Below are 19331 nucleotides of genomic sequence, written 5' to 3' on the forward strand. Positions count from 1 at the left end.
GTCCGGTCAGGGCCGCGCGATCACCGCGCGACCCCGGATTTCAGGCCAGATCAGGCCGGATCAGGCATCAAGCCAGACGTATTCCGCAAAAGCATAGCCCATCATGCCACCCAGCGGGTTGGCTTTGAGGCCGCCAAGTTTCGTGGTCACGGCATCGACGTTGGAAATATAGGTAGGAATGATCGTTCCGGCCTCGTTTGCCACCATCTCTTGCATTTCCCAATAGATCGACGTGCGCTTGTCTTCGTCCAGCGCGCCGCGAGCTTCGATCATCATCTTGTCGAACTTCTCGGACTTGTACTGGCTTTCGTTCCACGGTGCATCCGAAGCATACAGCAACGAAAACAGGATGTCCGGTGTCGGACGCGGGTTGATGTTGCCGAAATGGATCGGCGCTTTCAGCCAGTAGTTCGACCAATAGCCATCGTTCGGCACACGGTCGACTTTCAGGTTCATGCCAATCTCGGAACCGGCCTGTTGAACCAGCGTTGCCATGTCCACCGACGACGACGCCGCATCAGAGGCCACAATCGGGATTTCGGTGCCCAGCAAACCGGCCTTTTCAAAGTGGAACTTGGCCTTTTCCGGGTCATAGGCACGCGCTGCAAGGGTCGGGTTGTGGTAACGGCTTGCCGAAGACACCGGCTGGTCGTTGCCAATCTCGGCCAGTCCGCGCAGCACCGATTTCTGGATCGCTTCGCGGTTGATCAGCGATTTCATGCCCTCGACGAAATCCATCTTCGTGCCCGGCTCCAGGTCGAGGCGGATGTTCAGGTTGGTATAGTTGCCCGCGGTCGAGACCGAAGTTTTCACACCGTCCTGTCCTTCCAGCATCCGCAACGAGCGCGGATTGACCGCCCCCGCCAGATGGATGTCACCGGACAGCAACGCGTTGACGCGGGCGTTGTTGTCGGGGATGGCAAAGAATTCAAAGCTGTCCAGATAGGCGCCCTGCGCTTTGAAATAGTTGGTGTTTTTCACCGCAACCGACCGCACGCCGGGTTCAAAAACCTCGCAGATGAATGCGCCGGTGCCGTTGGCCTTGGTGAAATCCGTGGTCCCATCGGCAATAATCATGAAGTGGTGCAACGACAGGATCGTCGGCAGGTCGGCATTGGCCGCGTTCAGCACGATCTTGACCGTCAGGTCGTCCATCTTGGAAATCTCGGTCATCTGCTTGGCGATCGAATTCACCTTGGACCCGACAGCTTCGTCCAGATGACGCTTTAACGAATACACAACGTCTTCGGCGCTCAGCGTCTTGCCATCGTGGAATTGCACACCCGACTTCAGCTTGATTTCCCATGTTTGCGCATCGTCCGAAGAAACGCTGTCGGCCAGCTCCATTTCAACCTGACCGGCTTCGTTCAAAAAGGTCAGGCGGTTGTAGAACGCACAGCAGCGCACATAATCGGTGGATAACGATGCCTTGGCCGGATCCAGCGTGTCAGCCGTCGACGACGACCAGCCCGCAGCCTTGAGCGAGCCGCCCGAAACCGGTGTTGCCGCAACCGCCGCACCGGCGTTCATCAGCAGCGAACCACCAGCCGTGGCCGCGATGCCCGATGCCATCAGCATTTTCAGCAATTCCCGTCGCGATGCCCCGCGGCGGATCATGTTCTCAATCGCCGCATCATCGCGGCGGGTCCAGTTTGTTGGTGTTTTTGTCATTTTCTTCCCCTGTTGTCGTTGTTGGGTGCCTTTCCGACCTTGTGTCGGTTCAGGCGGTGGTTTCAGGCGCCAAAGGCCGCGTCAGCCGCATCGGCCAATTCGCGCAACGCATGAAAATGAAAATCCGGTTCGGTAAAGGCCGCAGGTGCGATGGTGCCACCATAGCCCTTTTGGGCGTGGCGACGCTGGATCCATGCGTTTGTCATGCCCAGTTCGCGCGAAATACCAATGTCATGATACTGGCTTTGCGCGGTGTGCAGAATGTCGGTCTTGGTGCCGCCGTCCTGTGCGACAAAATCAAAGACCGCATGAAAATAGGCCGGATCCGGCTTTTCCGTGCCGGTGTCGTCCACCGTGAAACCGGCCCAGAACGGGTGCCCCAGTTTCGCAGCATATTTGTCAAAGGCCCAGCGTTGCGCGTTGGTCATCGCAATCAGCTTATAGTGCTTCTGCAACCGCGCCATCGCATCGACACTGTCGGCAAACGGCTTGGCCGCGCCCATCGCATCAATCATGTGCCGACGGTTTTCGGGCGTGTCGGGCAGGCCAAAGGCCTTGGCAAGCTCACCGTAACACCGCCCCAGATCATCGGGAAAACGCGCGGCATCGGGGGCATAGCGCGCCTCGCGATACACGGCCAGCGCCGCCTCGGCCTTCACCTCAATGCCCTCTTTTGCCGCGATCCCCGCCAGCCCCTCCACAATTGCCCCTTCAAAGTCGATCAGGGTTCCGACAACGTCAAAAGTAACGTAATTGAACGCAGTCAAAGGCTTTGGGGCGGTTGTCGTTGCCATGGTGGCAATCCTCTCTTTGGCTTGCAGCCTTGCGATGTCGGACACCGCAGACTCAGATGGTTTGCGCTCTGATTGAGCCAGCATCCCCCGAAACACCCTGTGCAAAACGCCGAATTCGCAGGGTCACGCGGCAGATTCTTCTGTATTCGCAAAAACTGCGGCATTTCGCTTGGTGCCGGTGTCTTGCGCTTAGTACCCCCTGTTTTGATCAATGCGACCGGGAAGCGGGCTGTTGTCACGGGTGGCTCGGATCACCGACAGTGCGTGCATTGCACCTGCATGGTGGTCGGTCACAGCCGCCACATGCGGCGTGACAATCACGCGCGGATCACGCCATGCCCAATGGTCTGCGGGCAGCGGTTCGGGGTCGGTCACGTCCAGCATCGCGGATGACAGCGCGCCGCTGTCCAGTGCTTCGCGCAGTGCCTGCATGTCCAGCTGCGCACCACGTCCTGCATGGACCAGCGCCGCAGCCTCGGGCAGCCTGGCAAACAGGTCAGCGTTCAGAATGCCACGGGTTTCACGCGTCAGCGGCAACAGACACACCAGAATGTCGCTTTGCTCCAGAAACGCATCCATCTGTTGCACTCCAAAGACCTGAGCGCCCGCCACCGCACGGCCCGAACGCGACCAGCCGCTGATCCTGAACCCCATGCTGCCCAGCGTTTGCGCCGCCAGCGTGCCAATCCGGCCCATGCCCATGATCCCGACGCGAGTGTCTTTCGCATGTTTCCCGGCCTGTGCCTTCCACAGCCCCTGTTGCGCTTGGGCCAGATAGACCGGCATCGCGCGGTGCAGCATCAGCGTGGCCATGACCACCCAGTCGCGCACCATCTCTTCAATCCCCGGATCAATCGCGCGCACCAGATCCACACCCTCGGGCAGCTTCGGCATCTGGTCCACCCCCGCACCCGCGCTGATAACAACCCGCAGGTTGGGATAGCGCAGCAGATCCTGTGGCGGTTTCCAGCACATCAAATGGGTGATCGCCGCAGGGTCGGTCACGGCCGCCTCGCCCACAATCATGTCCTCGCCGGCCTCGGCAAATGCATCTGCCCAAACCGCCGCGCGCGCCGCGTCAGAGATAAACAGCAGCGCCATCAGCGCAGCACGGCGCGCATTTCGGGATCGTCCAGCGTGATGTCCAGAACCTTGCGGGTCCGCGCCACGATCTCGTCAATCTCTTCATCCGTGCAGCACAGTGGCGGCGCATAGCCGAATATACCCTGCGCAAACGACCGGATCACCAGCCCCTGCTCCCATGCACGATCAAACAGCCGCGTTGCGGGTTGCATCTCGGCAGGCAGCGGCGTTTTCAACGTCTTGTCGGTGACCAGCTCCACCGCCGCCAGCATCCCGCGTCCGCGCACATCGCCAACCAAGGGATGATCGCGCAGTGTTTCCAGCCCCGCCATCAGACGTTTGCCCGCCCGAATGCCGTTCTCGAAAATGCCGCCCTCGTACAGCGCCAGCACCTCAAGCGCGACCGCCGCCGAAACCGGATGCGCGGAATAGGTAAACCCGTGACCCACGGCCTTGGCCCCTGCACCTTCGGCAATCACCTCGTACACATGGTCCGACATGATCACCGCGCCCATCGGCACATAACCCGAAGTCAGCCCCTTGGCGCAGGTCAGCAAGTCCGGCACGATGCCCTCATCGGCGCTGGCGAAAATCGGGCCGGTGCGCCCGAATCCGGTGATGACCTCATCGGCCACAAACAGAATGCCCAGTTCGGTGCACAGATCGCGCATTGCCTTGATCCAGCCCGCAGGCGGCACCAGCACGCCGCCCGACCCCTGAATAGGCTCGACATAGAAGGCCGCAACACGGTCTTCCCCGATCGCGGCCACCTTGGCGCGCAGCTCGGCCACTGATGCGTCAATCACCGCCTGCGGATCATCGCCCAGCGGATTGCGATACAGGTAATGCGATGAAATCTTGTGCTGCCACGCATAGGGCACGCCAAAACCGTCATGAAAACCGGGCAGCGCCGTCAGCCCCGCGCCCATCGTGGTTGACCCGTGATAGCCCTGCTCGACCGAGATAAACTGATCGCGGTCGGGTTGGCCCAGGGCGTGCCAGTAATAGCGGACAAAACGGATCGTGCTGTCGACCGCGTCCGACCCGCCAAGGGTGAAATAGACATGGTTCAGATTGCCCGGCGCACGATCGGCCAAAGCGGCGGCCAGCCGGATCGGCGGCTCGGACCCCAGATCGAAATATCCCGTGGCATAGGGCAGCCTGCGCATCTGCTCGGCGGCGGCCTCAACAACGCTTTCGTGGCCGTATCCGGCGTTCACACACCAAAGCCCCGCAAACCCGTCCAGCAGCTCACGCCCTTCGCTGTCGGTGACAGTCGCCCCTTTGGCCGACCGCAAGACGCGCACGCCGCGCGCCTCGTGGCCGCGGAACGACGACACCGGATGAACAAGATGCTGGCGGTCCAGCTCGACAAGAGAATTGGTCAACATTTCACGTCCCATTCAGGTTATCCCAGCGCCTGCGACACAAGCGCAAAGGTTTTGTAATCAGAAGGCGTGCGCGTGCGCGCGGCCCGTTTCATGGCAATGCCGCCCCCTGCGGCCACCAGTCCCAGCCGCGTCGCCTTCTCGCTCATGCCTGCGTCGGCGGGCAGATCAACACGCAGGAAGTGTCCGGCGCAGCGGCGGGCGGCCTCGGTCATCAGCGCCGCAGCACTGGCCACGTCCTGCGCCACAACCGGCCCCAGCACCCGCCCGCGCCCGAAATCGCGCAGCAGGGCAAATCCGTTTTCGCACAGCAACACGTCGCCCTGCGCGGCGATGTTCGCCAACAATCCGGCCCGCGACAGGCCCGAGGCCTGCAAATCCGCCGCCGCCAGCGCCGCAATATCCTGCGCAGTGCCGCTGTGGACAGGCAATTCCGGCGTCGCGTTCAGCGCGATCCCCTGCTGCTGATGCACCTCGCCATAGGCCACGAAACCCAGCTTTTCATACAGCGGCAGCCCGTCTGCGGTGGCGATCAAACGCAGTTCACGCGCACCACCCAGGCCAATCACCTGATCCATCAGCGCCCGCCCCAGCCCGCGCCCGCGCATCCGTGCGTCAACGATAATCATGTTCATCGTCGCAACGTCGCCAAAGGTCGAACACAGCGCGGTCCCCACAACCGCGCCGTCCAGCAGCGCCACAACCCCCTTGGACACCGACAGCGTCAGCTGCCAGTCTTCGGTACGATGCGGCCAGCCGGTCTCGGCCGACAAACGCAGCGCGCCGTCCAGATGGGCGGCCTCAAAGGCTGTGATCTGAATATCGTCTTGCGACAGCCTGGCCGGTTCGGGTTTGCTAACGGTCATAAAATCCATCCTCTTTGGCCCCAATCTAGGCCCCTGCAAGCGGCAGTTTTATTTTGATCCCCGCCCGTCGCGGCAGTTTTCTGCGGCAGCCCCCAAGCGCCACCGCAGAAAATGCCGCGCACAGGCCTCGCGGTCAGGCCGCCAGATGACGCCCCAGCGACAGGATCATCGCAACCGCCCCCGCCAGTTCGTCTTCGGTCAGATATTCCTCGGGCCGGTGCGCACGCGCGATGTCGCCGGGGCCACAAATCACCGATGCAATGCCCGCCTGCTGGAACAGCCCCGCCTCGGTGCCAAAGCTGACTGCGCCCAGCGGGTCGCGCCCCGAGATTTGCGCCGTCAAGGCGGCCAGCGGATGACCTGCCTCCAGCGACAGCGCCGGATAGGACGACAGCCATTCGCCGCGCACCCCCGCCCCCAAGGCATCCATGACCGGTGCCAGCAGCGTCTTGGGATCAACTCCCGCAATCGCGCGCGCCTCGATGCTGGCCTCGGCGTGGTCGGGGATGATGTTCAGCGCCTGACCGCCCTGCACCGTGCCGATCTGAAGACTGGAATAGGGCGGCGCAAACCGCGCATCCTGCGGCCCCTCGCGCAGCGCATCGGCCTGCGCGCTTGCCGCCACCAACGCGGGCAACAGCGCGTGAATGGCGTTGTCCCCCAGATCGGGGCGCGAGCTGTGGCCCGACACGCCCGCAGCCACCAGCCGCAGCGCCGCCTTGCCCTTGTGCGCCAGCACCGGCACCAGCCCCGTCGGCTCTCCGACGATACAGCCCAGCGGCGGCGCACACAGATCGGGCAGCGCCGCAATCATATGCGGCACGCCGCGACAGCCCGCCTCCTCGTCATAGGACAGCGCAATATGAACAGGGGCCGACAGATCCATGCGCACCAGCGCGGGCACGGCCGCCAGCACGGCAGCCACATAGCCCTTCATGTCGCAACTGCCCCGCCCGATCAGCCGCCCGCCGTCCCGGCGCAAGACAAAGGGATCACCCAGCCATTCCGGCTCGCCCGCAGGCACCACATCGACATGACCCGACAGCACATAACCGGGCCGTGACGCATCACCGATGGTGGCAAACAGGTTGTAACGGTCGCCTTCCGGCCCCTTCAGCAGATGATAGGGCACGCCATGTTCACTCAGGTAATCGGCAACAAACTGCATCAGCCCGCCATTGGGCGTACCGACCACGCTGGGAAATCCGACAAGCCGCTCCAGCAATTCAACGCCCGATGTCTGCATGGCATTCACCCCGCGACAGGCGCTGCGATGACATAAATCTTGCGCAGGGTTTCCAGCGTTTTCCACTGGCCTTTGAAACCCGGCTTCATCACGAAATTGTCGCCGGCACCAAAGCTGAAGGTATCGCCACCCTCTTCGCTGATCTCGGCGCGACCCGACAGGATGTGACAGAACTCAAAGGTGTCACCCTTGATCGACAGCGTCGTGCCGGGCGTGGCTTCCCATACACCGGTGCGAATCTGGCCCCATTGCGCCGCCTCTGCCAGCGCTTCGTCCAGCGCCCATGTCCGAAACGCAGGTGCGCCTGCGATCAGGCGGTCGGGGGCGGCCACATCTTCGCGGGGGGCAAAATCGGGGGCGGTCTCAATGGGAACAATAAGGGCCATAATGGGGGCTTTCTGTTGATGCGCCAAACGGCGCGTTTGTCTTCCCCGACACAGTGCACCAGCTTGCCCGGCGATCCCGGCCGAAGTTTCCGCGCCGGCGGCAGGTCATGCCGGATGCCGCGCGATAAACGCAATTTACTGCTCGTAATTCCGCAAACGCGGCAAGCCCTGTGGCGCAAATCGGGTGAACATCACTGCAAACAAACCCCGGAGAGACAGATGACCTTCCGCCCCAAATTTATCACCTTTGACTGCCACGGCACGATGATCTTCTTTGACATGGCAGGGGCCGCACGCGCCCATTACGCCGACCAGCTGTCGCCCGCGCAGATGGACAAGTTCATTGCCGATTTCTCGGCCTACCGGCTGGACGAGGTGCTGGGCGCATGGAAGCCTTATGCCGACATCGTCCACAACGCGCTGGAACGCACCTGCAAACGCAACGGTGTTGTCTTTGATCCGGCGGTGGCTGCCGAAATCTACACCCGCGTGCCCACCTGGGGGCCCCATTCCGACGTGCCCGCAGGCCTGGCCAAAATCGCGGACAAGATCCCGCTGGTGGCGCTGACCAATTCGATGAACGACCAGATTCCCCACAACATCGCCAAGCTTGGCGCGCCCATCGCCCATGTCTACACCGCCGAAAGCGCACAGGCCTACAAGCCGCAGATGCAGGCCTTTGAATATATGTTCGACATGCTGGGCTGCGGTCCCGAAGACGTGCTGCACGTTTCGTCCAGCTTCCGCTATGACCTGATGACCGCGCATGATCTGGGCATCAAACACAAGGTCTGGGTGAACCGTGGCCATGAACCGGCAAACCCCTATTATGGCTATACCGAGATCAAGGATATCTCGGGTCTGGCCGCGGTTGTGGGCCTGTGACGCCCCGGAGGCTGTGATGAAATATACGTCCTACTGGCACGACACTTCGCCCGCCTTTGCGCAGGCCCAATCCGGTCCGGTGACGGGCAAGGTCGATGTCGCGGTGATCGGTGGCGGCTTTACCGGGCTGAACGCCGCACGGCGTCTGGCGCGCGCGGGCGTCAGCGTGGCCCTGCTTGAGGCAGACCACATCGGCGCGGGCGGTTCGGGCCGCAATGGCGGGCATCTGAACAACGGCATGGCCCACGGCTATGGCGAAGCCAAATCGCATCTGGGTGCCGAGCGCGCTCACGCACTGTACAAAGCCTATGACCGGTCGATCGACATGATCGAGGATGTCATCGCCGAGGAAGGGATCGACTGCAACTTCCGCCGTTCGGGCAAGCTGAAACTGGCCTCCAAACCCTCGCATGTCGACGGTCTACGGCGTGGCTTTGAACTGATCCACAGCGAAGTCGACCCCGACACCCGCTGGCTGGACAAGGCCGATCTGGCCGGTGAAATCGGGTCGGATGAATTTCACGGCGCGATGCTGTATGGCAAATCCGCGATGATGCACATGGGCCGTTATGTCACCGGACTGGCCGATGCCGCCCACCGCCACGGTGCGCTGATCTGGGAGGGCGCGCCGGTTGTTGCGCGCAACCGTTCCGGCAGTGGTTGGGCGCTGAAAACGCCCAAAGGCACCCTGACCGCCGACCGTGTCATTGCCGCGACCGGCGCCTATTCCGGCAGTGTGGCCAAGGCGCCGCTGGCCTATTTCCGCAAGCGCATCATCTCGGTCGGCTCGTTCATCATCGCCACCCGCCCGCTGACTGCGGATGAGATTGCGGCCACGATGCCGGGCAACCGCACCTGCGTAACTTCGATGAACATCGGCAACTATTTCCGCATGTCACCGGACAACCGCCTGATCTTTGGCGGGCGTGCGCGGTTCTCGGCCACTTCCGACCAGCAATCCGACGCCCTGTCAGGGCAGGTGTTGCGCCGGTCACTGGCGCGGATCTTCCCGCATCTGGCGCAGGTCGAAATTGACTATTGCTGGGGTGGGCTGGTCGGCATGACCAAAGACCGCTACCCCCGCGCGGGCGAGGCTGACGGCATGATCTATGGCATGGGCTATTCCGGCCACGGCGCGCAGATGTCCACGCTGATCGGGCAGGCGCTGGCCGATATGGCGATGGGGCGGACGGATTCCAATCCGCTGGACGGGCTGGACTGGCCTGCGATCCCGCTGCACAGCGGCAAACCGTGGTTCCTGCCACTTGTCGGCATGTGGTTCACGCTCAAAGACCGCATATCCTGACCCAAAACACGGCGGCGCGTATTCTATCCGAAGGAATGCGCCGCCAACCCGTACAGGCAGGCTCCGGTTTCGGCGCGGCGCAACGGGCCAATCCGCATCTCGGTGCAGGTGTCGAACACACCCAGCCCTGCGGCGGACAGGAACGCCTTGAAATGCTCGCTTTGTTGCGGCGTATCCAGACGGACAAACTGGCCTTCGTACTGCTGGATCAGCGGCGCGCACAGCTGCATCGCCATCTGGTCGTCTTCCGCGACCACAGGCCCAATCACCATCCCCTTGCCAAAGGGCCGCACCAGCGCAAAGCCGCACACCACACCGCCCCGCACGGCAACAACGCCACCGGATTTGCGCAGCAACGCTGCCTTCACCACCTGACGGTCGGCACCATAGGCCTGTGTGTCCAGCGCGGACACCGCACCATGATCCGCAGCCTCAAGCGGGCGCACATCGACGCCCGCGACCGGCTCGGGCAGACGCGCAAGCTTTGCAATGCCCTGATGCTGCCAGATGGTCGCAACAGTCTCAAACCCGGCATCGCGATACAGCCGGAATCCCGACTTGGTGGCGGACAGACGCAGATCGCGCCCCCTGCAATCGTTCATAATGCGCCGCAAAAGCCGCCGTCCGACCCCTTGGGTCTGCAAGCGCGGCGTGGTCACCATCATGCCAAACATGGCAAAATCGTCACCCATCGGATAGTACATAGCCGAGCCCAGCGGGCGGCCAATCTCGTCCAGCGCGATATATCCTTCGCCAAGCGACAGAAACAGATCAAGATCCCGCCCGCGGTGCGGCCAGAACACCGCAACTGTCAACTCATGCAACATCCCACGATCCTGCGCGACAAGCGGCCGGATTTCGGCGTTGTAATTTTCCAGCTTCAAGAGGGCATCATCCTCGGGGGACTGTCTGGCCATAAAGGCTTCATAACGCGCCGCGCTGTCCCTTTCGCCATGGTCGCCTGCGATCTTGCCCTGCATTACCTTACATTCCCGTTCTAAATCAGCACACCCTTGGGTCCGTCCAGCTTGAGTGTGTGTTGTGAGGTATTTTGCGCCGACTTTGCCGAACTATTCTACCGAATGCCACCACACAGCGACATAATATGCCGCAAGCCACGCGGTCACCCACCGCTGACCAAAGGTCAACAAAACCCTTGGCGGCTAGAACCGCGTGATGACCGTGGCGCCGACAGATTGGAATTTGTCCATGTCCATCAGCGCCTGCGGCGCCTCGCCCAGACTGATCTGATTGCCCACCAACCGCGCCGGGTCCAGCTTGCCGCTGGCAACCATGTCCAGCATCGCGCCATACCGGTGCGCCTGCATCCCGTGCGAGCCCAGCAATTCGATTTCCTGCCCCACGATCCTGGGCATGGGAATGGCCGGCGCCGCATGATCGCCCAGCATCAGCCCAACCTGAATGTGTTTCCCCCGTGGCCGCAGGCACAGGATTGAATTGGTCATGGTTACCGGATGGCCAAGCGCATCCAGCGACACATGGGCACCCCCCCGAGTGATCTCCCTGATCGCCGCCGGAACATCGGCCTCGCCACCGTTGACGACAGCCACCGCCCCCAGCTTTTGCGCAAGGGCGAGCTTGGCCGGATCAAGATCAACGCCGATCACATTGGCCCCGACAGCCGTGGCAATCATCACCGCCGACAGCCCCACACCGCCGCAGCCATGCACCGCCACCCATTGCCCCGCGCCGACCTTGCCCTGATCTATCACCGCACGAAACGACGTGGCAAACCGGCAGCCAAGGCTGGCAGCGGTGGCGAAATCCATGCTTTCCGGCAGCGCCACAAGGTTCAGATCTGCCTGATGAATGCCGACATATTCCGCAAAAGACCCCCAATGGGTAAAGCCGGGCTGTTCCTGATGCAGGCACACCTGCTGATGTCCAGCGTGGCATTCCGAACAGCTGCCGCAGCCACATATGAACGGAACGGTCACCTTGTCCCCAACCTTCCAGTTGCTCACATCCTTGCCCACCGCTTCGACCACGCCGGCCAGTTCGTGCCCCGGCACATGCGGCAGGTCGATATCGCTGTCGTGCCCCATCCACCCGTGCCAGTCGCTGCGACAAACGCCTGTGGCCGCGACCTTCAGAACAACCCCATGCGCCTCGGGGCCGGGGTCCGCCACCGTGACCAGTTTGGGCGCTTCTTGGAACTTTTCGAACAGGACGGCTTTCATGGCAGGGTCTTTTCACTAGGGGTTTGAAAGGGTCGCAGTCACCGGCGACAGGTCTGGATGATGGTTTACAACAGACCTGTCGGCGTCAAGCAACCCGCCACATCACGTCCCGAACAGCCGCGCCGCCTCTTCGCTGGTATAGCGCCCCAGCCGCACATCTTCGGCGACCAGTGCCGGATCACGGTCTTTCGCAGGCCCATAGCCCCCGCCGCCGGGCGTGCGCACCCGCACCCGGTCTCCGGCTTTCAGCGCGATGTCCTGCGCCTTGGACAGATGTTCAGGCACAAATTCCTTGCCCGATTGCGTGACCACAACGCGGTTCTTGCCGCCATCCTCGCCGCCCAGAACACCCTGAGGGCCGAAACGCCCGTGATCCATCACGAAACTGGCCCGCGCCGTGCCGCGCAGGATTTCCACCTCGTAATCCAGCCCGAAACCGCCGCGCTGCGCCCCCGCGCCGCCCGACCCGTCGTGCAGGGCATAGCGGTGGTACAGGATCGGAAACTGCTGCTCCATGATCTCGACCGGTGGGGATTTGGAAATGCCGATGGTTGAACAGCCGTTCGAAATGCCGTCACCCCCCGCATAGCCGCCGTAACCGCCGCCCGAAATCTGGTACATCACATAGCTGCGCCCCTCTTCAGGGATGTCACCCCCCAGCGCAAAGTTGCCCGAGGATCCGGCGGGCGCGGCTGTCACGAGATCCGGCAAGGGCACCACCAACGCGGCAAAAACCGCCTCGGCAATCCGCTGGCTGACCTCGGCGGCACAGCCCGACACGGGGCGCGGGTATTGCGCATCAAGGAAGGTGTCGACAGGGCGCACAATCTCCAACGGCTCGAACGCGCCCGCGCTGATCGGCACGTCGGGGAAAATATGGCGCATCGCCAGATAGACCGAGGAATGCGTTGTCGCCAGAACCGAGTTCATCGGCCCCGCACAGGGCGCGGACGAGCCGGTGAAGTCAAAGCTCAACCCGTCGCCATCCGCCGTGATCGCCAGCCTGATTTCCAGCGGCTCATCCACCACCCCGTCGCTGTCCACATAGGCGGTCGACCGGTACACACCGGGCGGGATCGCCGCGATGTTCGCGCGCATCTGCTGGGCCGCGCGGGTGCGCAGCTCGGCAATGGCTGCGCGCACCGTGTCGTCGCCATAGCGGTCCAGCAACCGCACCAGACGCGACTGCCCCACATACAATGCCGCCGCCTGCGCCTTCACATCGCCGATCCGCTGTTCCGACACGCGAATGTTGGAACAGATGATGGCGTAAATCTCGGCGTCCATCTCGCCCTCTTTGAACAGGCGCACAGGCGGCAGCCGCAGCCCTTCCTGTTCAACCGAGGTGGCCGAGGCCGAAAAGCCCCCCGGCACCGCGCCACCTGTATCGGGCCAGTGGCCGGTGTTGGACAGCCAGCAGAAAATCTCGCCGTTCCGGTAGACGGGCATGGCAAAGCGCACATCCATCAAATGCGTGCCGCCCAGATAGGGATCGTTCACGATGTAAATGTCGCCCGGCTTGGGCTTGGCCGCTTTGCCGTCGCGGATCATCTGGATCAGGGTCGCCGTCGAAAACTGCATGGTCCCGACAAACACCGGCAACCCTTGTGACCCCTGCGCAATCAGGCTGCCGTCAACGGCAGAATATATCCCGTCCGATCGGTCGTTGGCCTCGGCAATCACCGGCGAGAATGCGGCGCGGGAAAACGACAGGTCCATTTCGTCACAGACCTGTTGCAGGCCCGACTGGATCACTGTCAGTGTAATCGGATCAATGCTCATGGCTGCTCTCCCAGGGTTACGATCAGGTTGCCGTCGGCGTCCTGCACGGCAGTGTCGCCCGGCTCCATCACCAGCGTGCAATCCATCTGTTCCACGATCACTGGCCCTGTCAGCGTTGCGTCCGCGGGCAGGTGGTCGCGCCAATAGACCGGCGTGTCGACCCAAGCATCGAACCACACGGACCGCGTGCCTGTCTGCGCCTCGGCCAGCGTCGCGCGGCGTTCGGCGGTATCGATCAACAGCGACAGGTCCACCTCGGGGCGGCGCCCGATCACGGATGTGTTCACATTGACCAGCGCGGGGCGGATTTCGGGCAGCGTCACCTGAAACCGCCGGAAATAGGCTTCTTCAAACAGCGCCTGCAACGCCGCGCGGGTCGGCGTGGCATCGGGCAGCGGCACCCTCAGCAAATGCGTCTGGCCGATAAACTGCATGTCCACCGAATGCATCAGGCGCAGCTCGGCAATCTCGACCCGCTCGCGGCCAATCGCGGCGGTGCCATCCTCGATCTGGCGGGCAAAGGCGGCGTGAACCTCGTCGATGTCGCAGTGATCCAGCGGGGTGTTCACCGTCTGCACAAAGTCGTGCCGCAGGTCGGCCACGATACAGCCCAGGGCGTTGGTGATACCGGGGCGCGCAGGCACCAACACGCGCGGCACGCCCAGCTCGCGGGCAATGGCGCAGGCGTGCAACGGCCCCGCCCCGCCAAAGGCGAACAGGGCAAAATCGCGCGGGTCCTCGCCCAGTGAAATCGACACCATCCGCACCGCATCGGCCATCTTGGCCGTGGCAATACGCAGCACCGCCGCCGCCGCCTGCACCGCATCCAGCCCCAGCGGATCACCCAGCTTGGCCGCAAAGACATCGCGGATCATGTCGATCGAGACATCCCCCGAAATCGTGTTCAGCTTGCCCGGATTCATCCGCCCGAGCAGCATGTTCGCATCCGAAATCGTCGGCTCGGTCCCGCCCTTGCCGTAACAGATCGGCCCGGGAGTCGATCCCGCGCTGTCCGGTCCCACCTGCAACAGCCCGGCCGCATTCACCCGCGCGATGGAACCGCCACCGGCCCCCACGGTGCGCACATCGACCATCGGCACGTGGATCGGCATCGCGTATTCAATCTCGATCTCGTGGCTGACGGCAGGGTCTGCGCCACGGATCATCGCCACATCGGTGCTGGTGCCGCCCATGTCATAGGTCAGCAGGTCGGGAATGCCCGCGCGCCGCCCGGTATAGGCCGCTGCCATCACACCCGAGGCGGGCCCCGACATCACCGTCTTGGCCGCTTCCTCGGCCACGATGCGCGCCGACACCATGCCGCCGTTGCCGTTCATCACCAGCAGATCACGGGTATAGCCCCGCTCGGCCAGCCGGTCCGCCAAGCGCTCGACATAGCGCCGCAAGAGCGGCTGCACCGAGGCATTCACCGCCGCCGTCACCCCGCGCTCGAACTCGCGGCTTTCCGACAGCAGCGCGCTGCCCAGCGTGATGTTGCCGTTGGGCCATTCCTCGCGCGCAATCTCGCCCGCGCGGATTTCGTGGGCGGGGTTGGCATAGGCATGCAGGAAATGGATCACCAAGGCCTCGCAATCCTCGGCCACCAGCTTGCGCAGGGCCACGCGCAACGCGTCCTCGTCCAGCGCCAGATATTCAGAACCATCCGCAAGCGTACGTTCCGGCACCTCGAGGCGCAGATCGCGCGGGATCAGCGGGCGGAACTGCCCCGACATGCCATAGGCCTGCGGCCGGGTCCGTCGCCCCAGCTCCAGCACGTCCCGAAAGCCCATCGTGGTGATCAGCCCTGTCTTGCACAGCCGCCGCTCCAGCACGGCGTTGGTGGTGGTCGTGGTCCCATGCACGATCAGGTCCAGCATCGCCGCATCCACTCCGGCCGCGTCCAGAGCCGCCAGCACCCCATGCGCCTGATTGTCCAGCGTTGTCGGCACCTTGGCCAGTTTTACCCGCCCCGTACGGCTGTCGTAATGTACCAGATCGGTGAACGTCCCACCCACGTCGATACCGGCAAAGCTGCCGCTCAGTTCACTTGCGTCTGTCATATAGAAGCCTTGTCTTTCTGCGCGAGGATCGCGGCGCGGATGCGGTCCGGTGTCGCCGGAAGATGGTGGATGCGCGCGCCGCTGGCGTCCGCGATGGCGTTCAAAATGGCGGGGGCCGTGGGGATCAGGCAATGCTCGCCCAGCCCCTTGGCCCCGTAGGGACCGTGTGCGTCGCCGGATTCGATGATGATCGAGGTGATGTCAGGCACGTCGCCCATCGTCGGGATCAGGTAATCATGCAGGTTCTCGGTACGTCCGGGCAGGAATTCCTCCATCAGCGCCAGCCCGATGCCCTGTGCAATACCGCCTTCGATCTGCCCTTCGACCAGCAGCGGATTGATCGCACGGCCCACATCATGCGCGGCGACAAACCGCAACAGCTTGACCGTGCCAAGGGCCATATCGACCTCCAGCTCGACCATCTGCGCCGCCGTGCCAAAAACCGCATAGGGCGATCCCTGCCCCTTGGCGTCCATCGGCAGGGTCGGCGGATCATAGCTTTCCTGCACTTCCAGCGCATAGCCTTCGGCAGCAGGCAGTTCGATCCGGCGGCGTACCTCGCCCTCGGACAGCTCGATCGCGCCATCCACAAAGGCAATCGCGGCCCCGTCGCCCACATTGCCCAACCGCAAGATCTGCGCCCGCAGCGCTTCACCCGCCAGCCGTGCGGCGTTGCCGGTGATAAAGGTCTGACGGCTTGCCGATGTCTTGCCCGCATCCGGCGTCAGATCGGTATCGGCGCCAACCAAAGTGACCTGCGACAGCGGCACCCCCAGCGCCTGCGCAAAAATCTGGGTGATGACGGTGTTTGATCCCTGCCCGATATCCACGGCCCCCTGATGCAGCATCAGTTCCCCGTCCGACGTGACACCCGCGCGGATGGTCGAGGGGTTCGACATCGACGTGTTGCCACAGCCATACCAGCCGCCCGCCACGCCAACCCCGCGCTTGATCTGCGCATGGGCCGCGTTGAATGCCCTGGCCTCGGCCAACGCGCGCTCCCATTCGGGTTTCAGCGCGTCAAAGCACGCATCAATGCCCATGCCGGTGTCAAACACCTGCCCCGTCACCGTCGCATCGCCGTTTTGCAGACAGTTCAGCCGCCGGAATGCCAGCCGGTCCATGCCCAGATCATTGGCCAGCAGATCGAACAACTGTTCCTGCGCCACCGCTGATTGCGGCACGCCAAAGCCGCGAAACGCACCCGCCGGTGTGGTGTTGGTGTGAATGCCCACGCTGTTCGCTTCGTAATGCGGCACGCGGTAAGGGCCGGACGCATGGATCGGCACGCGGTTCGCCACGGTCGGCCCCCAGCTGGCATACGCCCCCGTATTGAACACACCGTCAAAGCGCGCGCCCACGATCCGCCCGTCTGCATCCGTCCCGATCTTCATCGAAATCTCGGACGGGTGGCGTTTGGTCGAACTGGCGATGCTTTCGGCGCGGGTATAGGCCATGCGCACCGGCTGCCCCAATATCCACGCCGCCAGCGCCACATAGGGCTGCGCGGTCAGGTCCAGCTTGGACCCGAACCCGCCGCCCACCGCAGTGGGCAGAATGCGCACCGCCGCAGGGTCCAGCCCCAGAATGCCCGCCAGCGCATCGCGGTTCATATAGGGGGCCTGCGTGCAGCATTGCACCTCGATCCGGTCGCCCACCCTGCGGGCGCTGGCCGCTTCGGGTTCGATATAGCCGTGTTCGATAAATCCTGTTGAGAAGTCGCCCGCAACCACATGCGCGGCCTGCGCCAAACCCGCTTCGGCATCGCCGCGCGCCACCAGACCGCGACACATCACGTTGTCCGCGCGGTCGGGATGAAGCAGCGCCGCCGCGTTGGCCCCCGCCGGTGTCAGTTGCGCCGCGCGTTCGTCCCATTCCACCGGAAAGGCGCCCATGGCGTCCAGAACCCCGGCGCGGCCAACCACAGCAGCCACCGCCTCGCCTTTGAAGCGCGCCTCGCCTTCGGCAAAAACCGGCTGGTCGATAAACCCCGGAATGACGCCAAACAGGTTCTCCCCCGGCACGTCGCTGGCGGTCAGGACCAAATCCAGCCCGTTTGCGTCCCGAAACGCCTCCAGATCGCCAAAGCGGAACCCAGCGCGGTGAAACGGCGACCGGATCACCCGCACCGTCAGCGAATCCGCCGGGGCGACATCATCGCCAAACCGCTCGCTGCCCGACACCTTGGGCCAGCCGTCCAGCCGCGCCACCCGCGCGCCGACGCCGCCTTCGGTCAATGTCTCGGTGGTCGCACCGGCATCCAGCACCGCCGCGATGATCTTGCGATAGCCGGTGCAACGGCACAGCACCCCGCCCAAGGCATCGGCCACGCGTTCCTCGGTCAGCGCCGCACCCGAACGCAACAACGCCACCGCCGACACCATCATGCCCGGCGTGCAGATCCCGCATTGCGCCGCCTGATGCCGCTGGAACGCCTGCGCCAAACGCGCAGCATCGGCGTCACCGGCAACCAGCCCCGCCTGCGTTTCAACCTGCCGGCCCTGCGCCTGACCGGCTGCGGTGATGCAGGCACAGACCGGCGCGCCGTCCAGCAGCACGGTACAGGCCCCGCAATCGCCCGCGTTGCAGCCCACCTTGACATCCAGTGCCCCCGCGCTGTCGCGCAAAACCTCGGACATCCGCGCCGTGGGCGAAGCAGACAGGGTGATTTCAGCGCCGTTCAGGGTCAGGGCAATCTGCCCCTTGGGTTCGTCAAGCGACATCGGTTTTCTCCACTGCATCCAACAACGTGCGCCGCACCAGCGTGCGCACCGCATCCATGCGAAAGACCGCGCTGGCCCGCACATCATCAATCGGGGTCAACGCGTCCAGCCGCGCCTCTCCGACGATCCCCCCGACATCTCCCAGCGCGGCCCCGACCAGCGCCGTTTCCAGATCAACCAGCCGCCGCGCCACCGGCGAACATGACCCGACAGCGATACGCGCCCGCACGATCCGCCCGCCGTCAGCGTGTACAACAGCGCTGACCATCGCGATCGAAATCACCAGATACCGCCGCGCGCCCAGCTTGCGAAACGCGCCACAGCCCGGCGCATCATGCACATAGATCGCCGTCATCAGCTCGCCCGCCGCCAGATCGACCTTGCGAACGCCCTGAATGAACGCGCTCAGCGGCACCCGCCGCGCGCCGCTTGGCCCTGTCAGCTCTACCTCGGCATCCAGCGCCATCAGCGCCGGAACCCCGTCCGCCGCAGGCGAGGCATTGCACAGGTTCCCCGCAACCGTTCCGGTGTTCTGGATCTGCACCGACCCGACCTCGCGCGCGGCCAGCTTGAGCCCGTCGAACAATGCAGGCAGGTCGGCACGCACCACATCTGTCCAAGTCGTCGCCGCCCCGATCCGCCAGCCCTCATCAACCCGCGCGATCCCGCGCAGCCCCGCCACCGCCGAAACATCAATCATCCGCGCAGGTGGCGGCGCGGCGCGCAGCCCCGGATAGACATCCGTGCCCCCCGCCAGAACCACCCCGCCGCCTTCGGCCAGCAGGGCAAGGGCCGCGTCCAGTGTCTCGGGTCGATGAAGCGTCATGTGGTGCCTCTTTCACTGCCCGGACCAGCCCCGGGCTTCATTTGTGTGCAAACGATACAGGCACACCGTAGAAACTTGCATGAAAAGTTGTCAATCGTCCTGATCGCTTTCGGG

Annotated in this window: 15 protein-coding genes; 2 read left to right on the forward strand and 13 right to left on the reverse strand. The window is 63.7% G+C overall.

Features of this window, described 5'->3' with window-relative positions:
• Nucleotides 1-60: 60 nt before the first annotated feature.
• The 7 genes from DSM107133_RS21020 to DSM107133_RS21050 form a co-directional block, all read right to left on the reverse strand.
• Entirely contained in the window at nt 61-1671 is a 1611-nt protein-coding gene (locus DSM107133_RS21020) for an ABC transporter substrate-binding protein (RefSeq protein WP_114295363.1), read from the reverse strand.
• 62 nt (nt 1672-1733) lie between these two features.
• A complete protein-coding gene (locus DSM107133_RS21025) occupies nt 1734-2465 on the reverse strand; it encodes an HAD-IA family hydrolase (RefSeq protein WP_114295591.1) in 732 nt (243 codons plus the stop codon).
• 189 nt (nt 2466-2654) lie between these two features.
• Nucleotides 2655-3566, reverse strand: coding sequence for a glyoxylate/hydroxypyruvate reductase A (locus DSM107133_RS21030; protein WP_114295362.1), 912 nt, complete (start codon nt 3564-3566; stop codon nt 2655-2657).
• Nucleotides 3566-4939: an aspartate aminotransferase family protein gene (locus DSM107133_RS21035; RefSeq protein WP_114295361.1), complete on the reverse strand. Its 1374-nt coding sequence runs from the start codon at nt 4937-4939 to the stop codon at nt 3566-3568. The genes DSM107133_RS21030 and DSM107133_RS21035 overlap by 1 nt, the downstream gene beginning before the upstream one ends.
• A 17-nt stretch (nt 4940-4956) precedes the next feature.
• Nucleotides 4957-5802: a GNAT family N-acetyltransferase gene (locus DSM107133_RS21040; RefSeq protein ID WP_114295590.1), complete on the reverse strand. Its 846-nt coding sequence runs from the start codon at nt 5800-5802 to the stop codon at nt 4957-4959.
• Nucleotides 5803-5935: 133 nt separating this feature from the next.
• The gene (gene argE / locus DSM107133_RS21045) at nt 5936-7048 is read right to left on the reverse strand and encodes an acetylornithine deacetylase (RefSeq protein ID WP_114295589.1); all 1113 of its coding nucleotides are present in this window, start codon (nt 7046-7048) and stop codon (nt 5936-5938) included.
• 5 nt (nt 7049-7053) lie between these two features.
• Nucleotides 7054-7434, reverse strand: coding sequence for a cupin domain-containing protein (locus DSM107133_RS21050; RefSeq protein WP_114295360.1), 381 nt, complete (start codon nt 7432-7434; stop codon nt 7054-7056).
• A 219-nt stretch (nt 7435-7653) separates the two neighbouring features.
• Here DSM107133_RS21050 and DSM107133_RS21055 point away from each other — a divergent pair, with 219 nt between their 5' ends.
• Nucleotides 7654-8319 carry a haloacid dehalogenase type II gene (locus DSM107133_RS21055; protein ID WP_114295359.1) on the forward strand — a complete coding sequence of 222 codons (666 nt, stop codon included), beginning with the start codon at nt 7654-7656 and terminating at the stop codon, nt 8317-8319.
• A gap of 16 nt (nt 8320-8335) precedes the next feature.
• Nucleotides 8336-9625 carry an FAD-binding oxidoreductase gene (locus tag DSM107133_RS21060; protein ID WP_114295588.1) on the forward strand — a complete coding sequence of 430 codons (1290 nt, stop codon included), beginning with the start codon at nt 8336-8338 and terminating at the stop codon, nt 9623-9625.
• Between the two features lie 23 nt (nt 9626-9648).
• On the opposite strand, the gene DSM107133_RS21065 is transcribed toward DSM107133_RS21060, so the two are convergent.
• From DSM107133_RS21065 to DSM107133_RS21090, 6 genes are all read right to left on the reverse strand, one after another.
• The gene (locus tag DSM107133_RS21065; protein ID WP_114295358.1) at nt 9649-10605 is read right to left on the reverse strand and encodes a GNAT family N-acetyltransferase; all 957 of its coding nucleotides are present in this window, start codon (nt 10603-10605) and stop codon (nt 9649-9651) included.
• A gap of 183 nt (nt 10606-10788) precedes the next feature.
• Nucleotides 10789-11826 (reverse strand): zinc-dependent alcohol dehydrogenase family protein, encoded by a 1038-nt coding sequence (locus DSM107133_RS21070; protein WP_114295357.1) that lies wholly within the window; start codon nt 11824-11826, stop codon nt 10789-10791.
• A 102-nt stretch (nt 11827-11928) separates the two neighbouring features.
• Nucleotides 11929-13608, reverse strand: coding sequence for a hydantoinase B/oxoprolinase family protein (locus DSM107133_RS21075; protein WP_114295356.1), 1680 nt, complete (start codon nt 13606-13608; stop codon nt 11929-11931).
• A complete protein-coding gene (locus tag DSM107133_RS21080; protein ID WP_114295355.1) occupies nt 13605-15668 on the reverse strand; it encodes a hydantoinase/oxoprolinase family protein in 2064 nt (687 codons plus the stop codon). The genes DSM107133_RS21075 and DSM107133_RS21080 overlap by 4 nt, the downstream gene beginning before the upstream one ends.
• Nucleotides 15665-18391 carry a molybdopterin cofactor-binding domain-containing protein gene (locus DSM107133_RS21085; RefSeq protein WP_114295354.1) on the reverse strand — a complete coding sequence of 909 codons (2727 nt, stop codon included), beginning with the start codon at nt 18389-18391 and terminating at the stop codon, nt 15665-15667. The genes DSM107133_RS21080 and DSM107133_RS21085 overlap by 4 nt, the downstream gene beginning before the upstream one ends.
• Nucleotides 18381-19217, reverse strand: coding sequence for an FAD binding domain-containing protein (locus DSM107133_RS21090; RefSeq protein ID WP_114295353.1), 837 nt, complete (start codon nt 19215-19217; stop codon nt 18381-18383). The genes DSM107133_RS21085 and DSM107133_RS21090 overlap by 11 nt, the downstream gene beginning before the upstream one ends.
• Nucleotides 19218-19331: the final 114 nt, after the last annotated feature.

This window comes from Pseudosulfitobacter sp. DSM 107133 (assembly GCF_022788695.1).
Taxonomy (GTDB): domain Bacteria; phylum Pseudomonadota; class Alphaproteobacteria; order Rhodobacterales; family Rhodobacteraceae; genus Pseudosulfitobacter.

Bases quoted from the DNA above. Each gene is read 5' to 3' on its own strand.
- DSM107133_RS21075 (WP_114295356.1), bottom strand. From the start codon at position 13,608: ATGAGCATTGATCCGATTACACTGACAGTGATCCAGTCGGGCCTGCAA.
- DSM107133_RS21085 (WP_114295354.1), bottom strand. From the start codon at position 18,391: ATGTCGCTTGACGAACCCAAGGGGCAGATTGCCCTGACCCTGAACGGC.
- DSM107133_RS21020 (WP_114295363.1), bottom strand. From the start codon at position 1,671: ATGACAAAAACACCAACAAACTGGACCCGCCGCGATGATGCGGCGATT.
- argE (WP_114295589.1), bottom strand. From the start codon at position 7,048: ATGCAGACATCGGGCGTTGAATTGCTGGAGCGGCTTGTCGGATTTCCC.
- DSM107133_RS21055 (WP_114295359.1), top strand. From the start codon at position 7,654: ATGACCTTCCGCCCCAAATTTATCACCTTTGACTGCCACGGCACGATG.
- DSM107133_RS21080 (WP_114295355.1), bottom strand. From the start codon at position 15,668: ATGACAGACGCAAGTGAACTGAGCGGCAGCTTTGCCGGTATCGACGTG.
- DSM107133_RS21060 (WP_114295588.1), top strand. From the start codon at position 8,336: ATGAAATATACGTCCTACTGGCACGACACTTCGCCCGCCTTTGCGCAG.
- DSM107133_RS21050 (WP_114295360.1), bottom strand. From the start codon at position 7,434: ATGGCCCTTATTGTTCCCATTGAGACCGCCCCCGATTTTGCCCCCCGC.
- DSM107133_RS21090 (WP_114295353.1), bottom strand. From the start codon at position 19,217: ATGACGCTTCATCGACCCGAGACACTGGACGCGGCCCTTGCCCTGCTG.
- DSM107133_RS21030 (WP_114295362.1), bottom strand. From the start codon at position 3,566: ATGGCGCTGCTGTTTATCTCTGACGCGGCGCGCGCGGCGGTTTGGGCA.
- DSM107133_RS21065 (WP_114295358.1), bottom strand. From the start codon at position 10,605: ATGCAGGGCAAGATCGCAGGCGACCATGGCGAAAGGGACAGCGCGGCG.
- DSM107133_RS21070 (WP_114295357.1), bottom strand. From the start codon at position 11,826: ATGAAAGCCGTCCTGTTCGAAAAGTTCCAAGAAGCGCCCAAACTGGTC.
- DSM107133_RS21035 (WP_114295361.1), bottom strand. From the start codon at position 4,939: ATGTTGACCAATTCTCTTGTCGAGCTGGACCGCCAGCATCTTGTTCAT.
- DSM107133_RS21025 (WP_114295591.1), bottom strand. From the start codon at position 2,465: ATGGCAACGACAACCGCCCCAAAGCCTTTGACTGCGTTCAATTACGTT.
- DSM107133_RS21040 (WP_114295590.1), bottom strand. From the start codon at position 5,802: ATGACCGTTAGCAAACCCGAACCGGCCAGGCTGTCGCAAGACGATATT.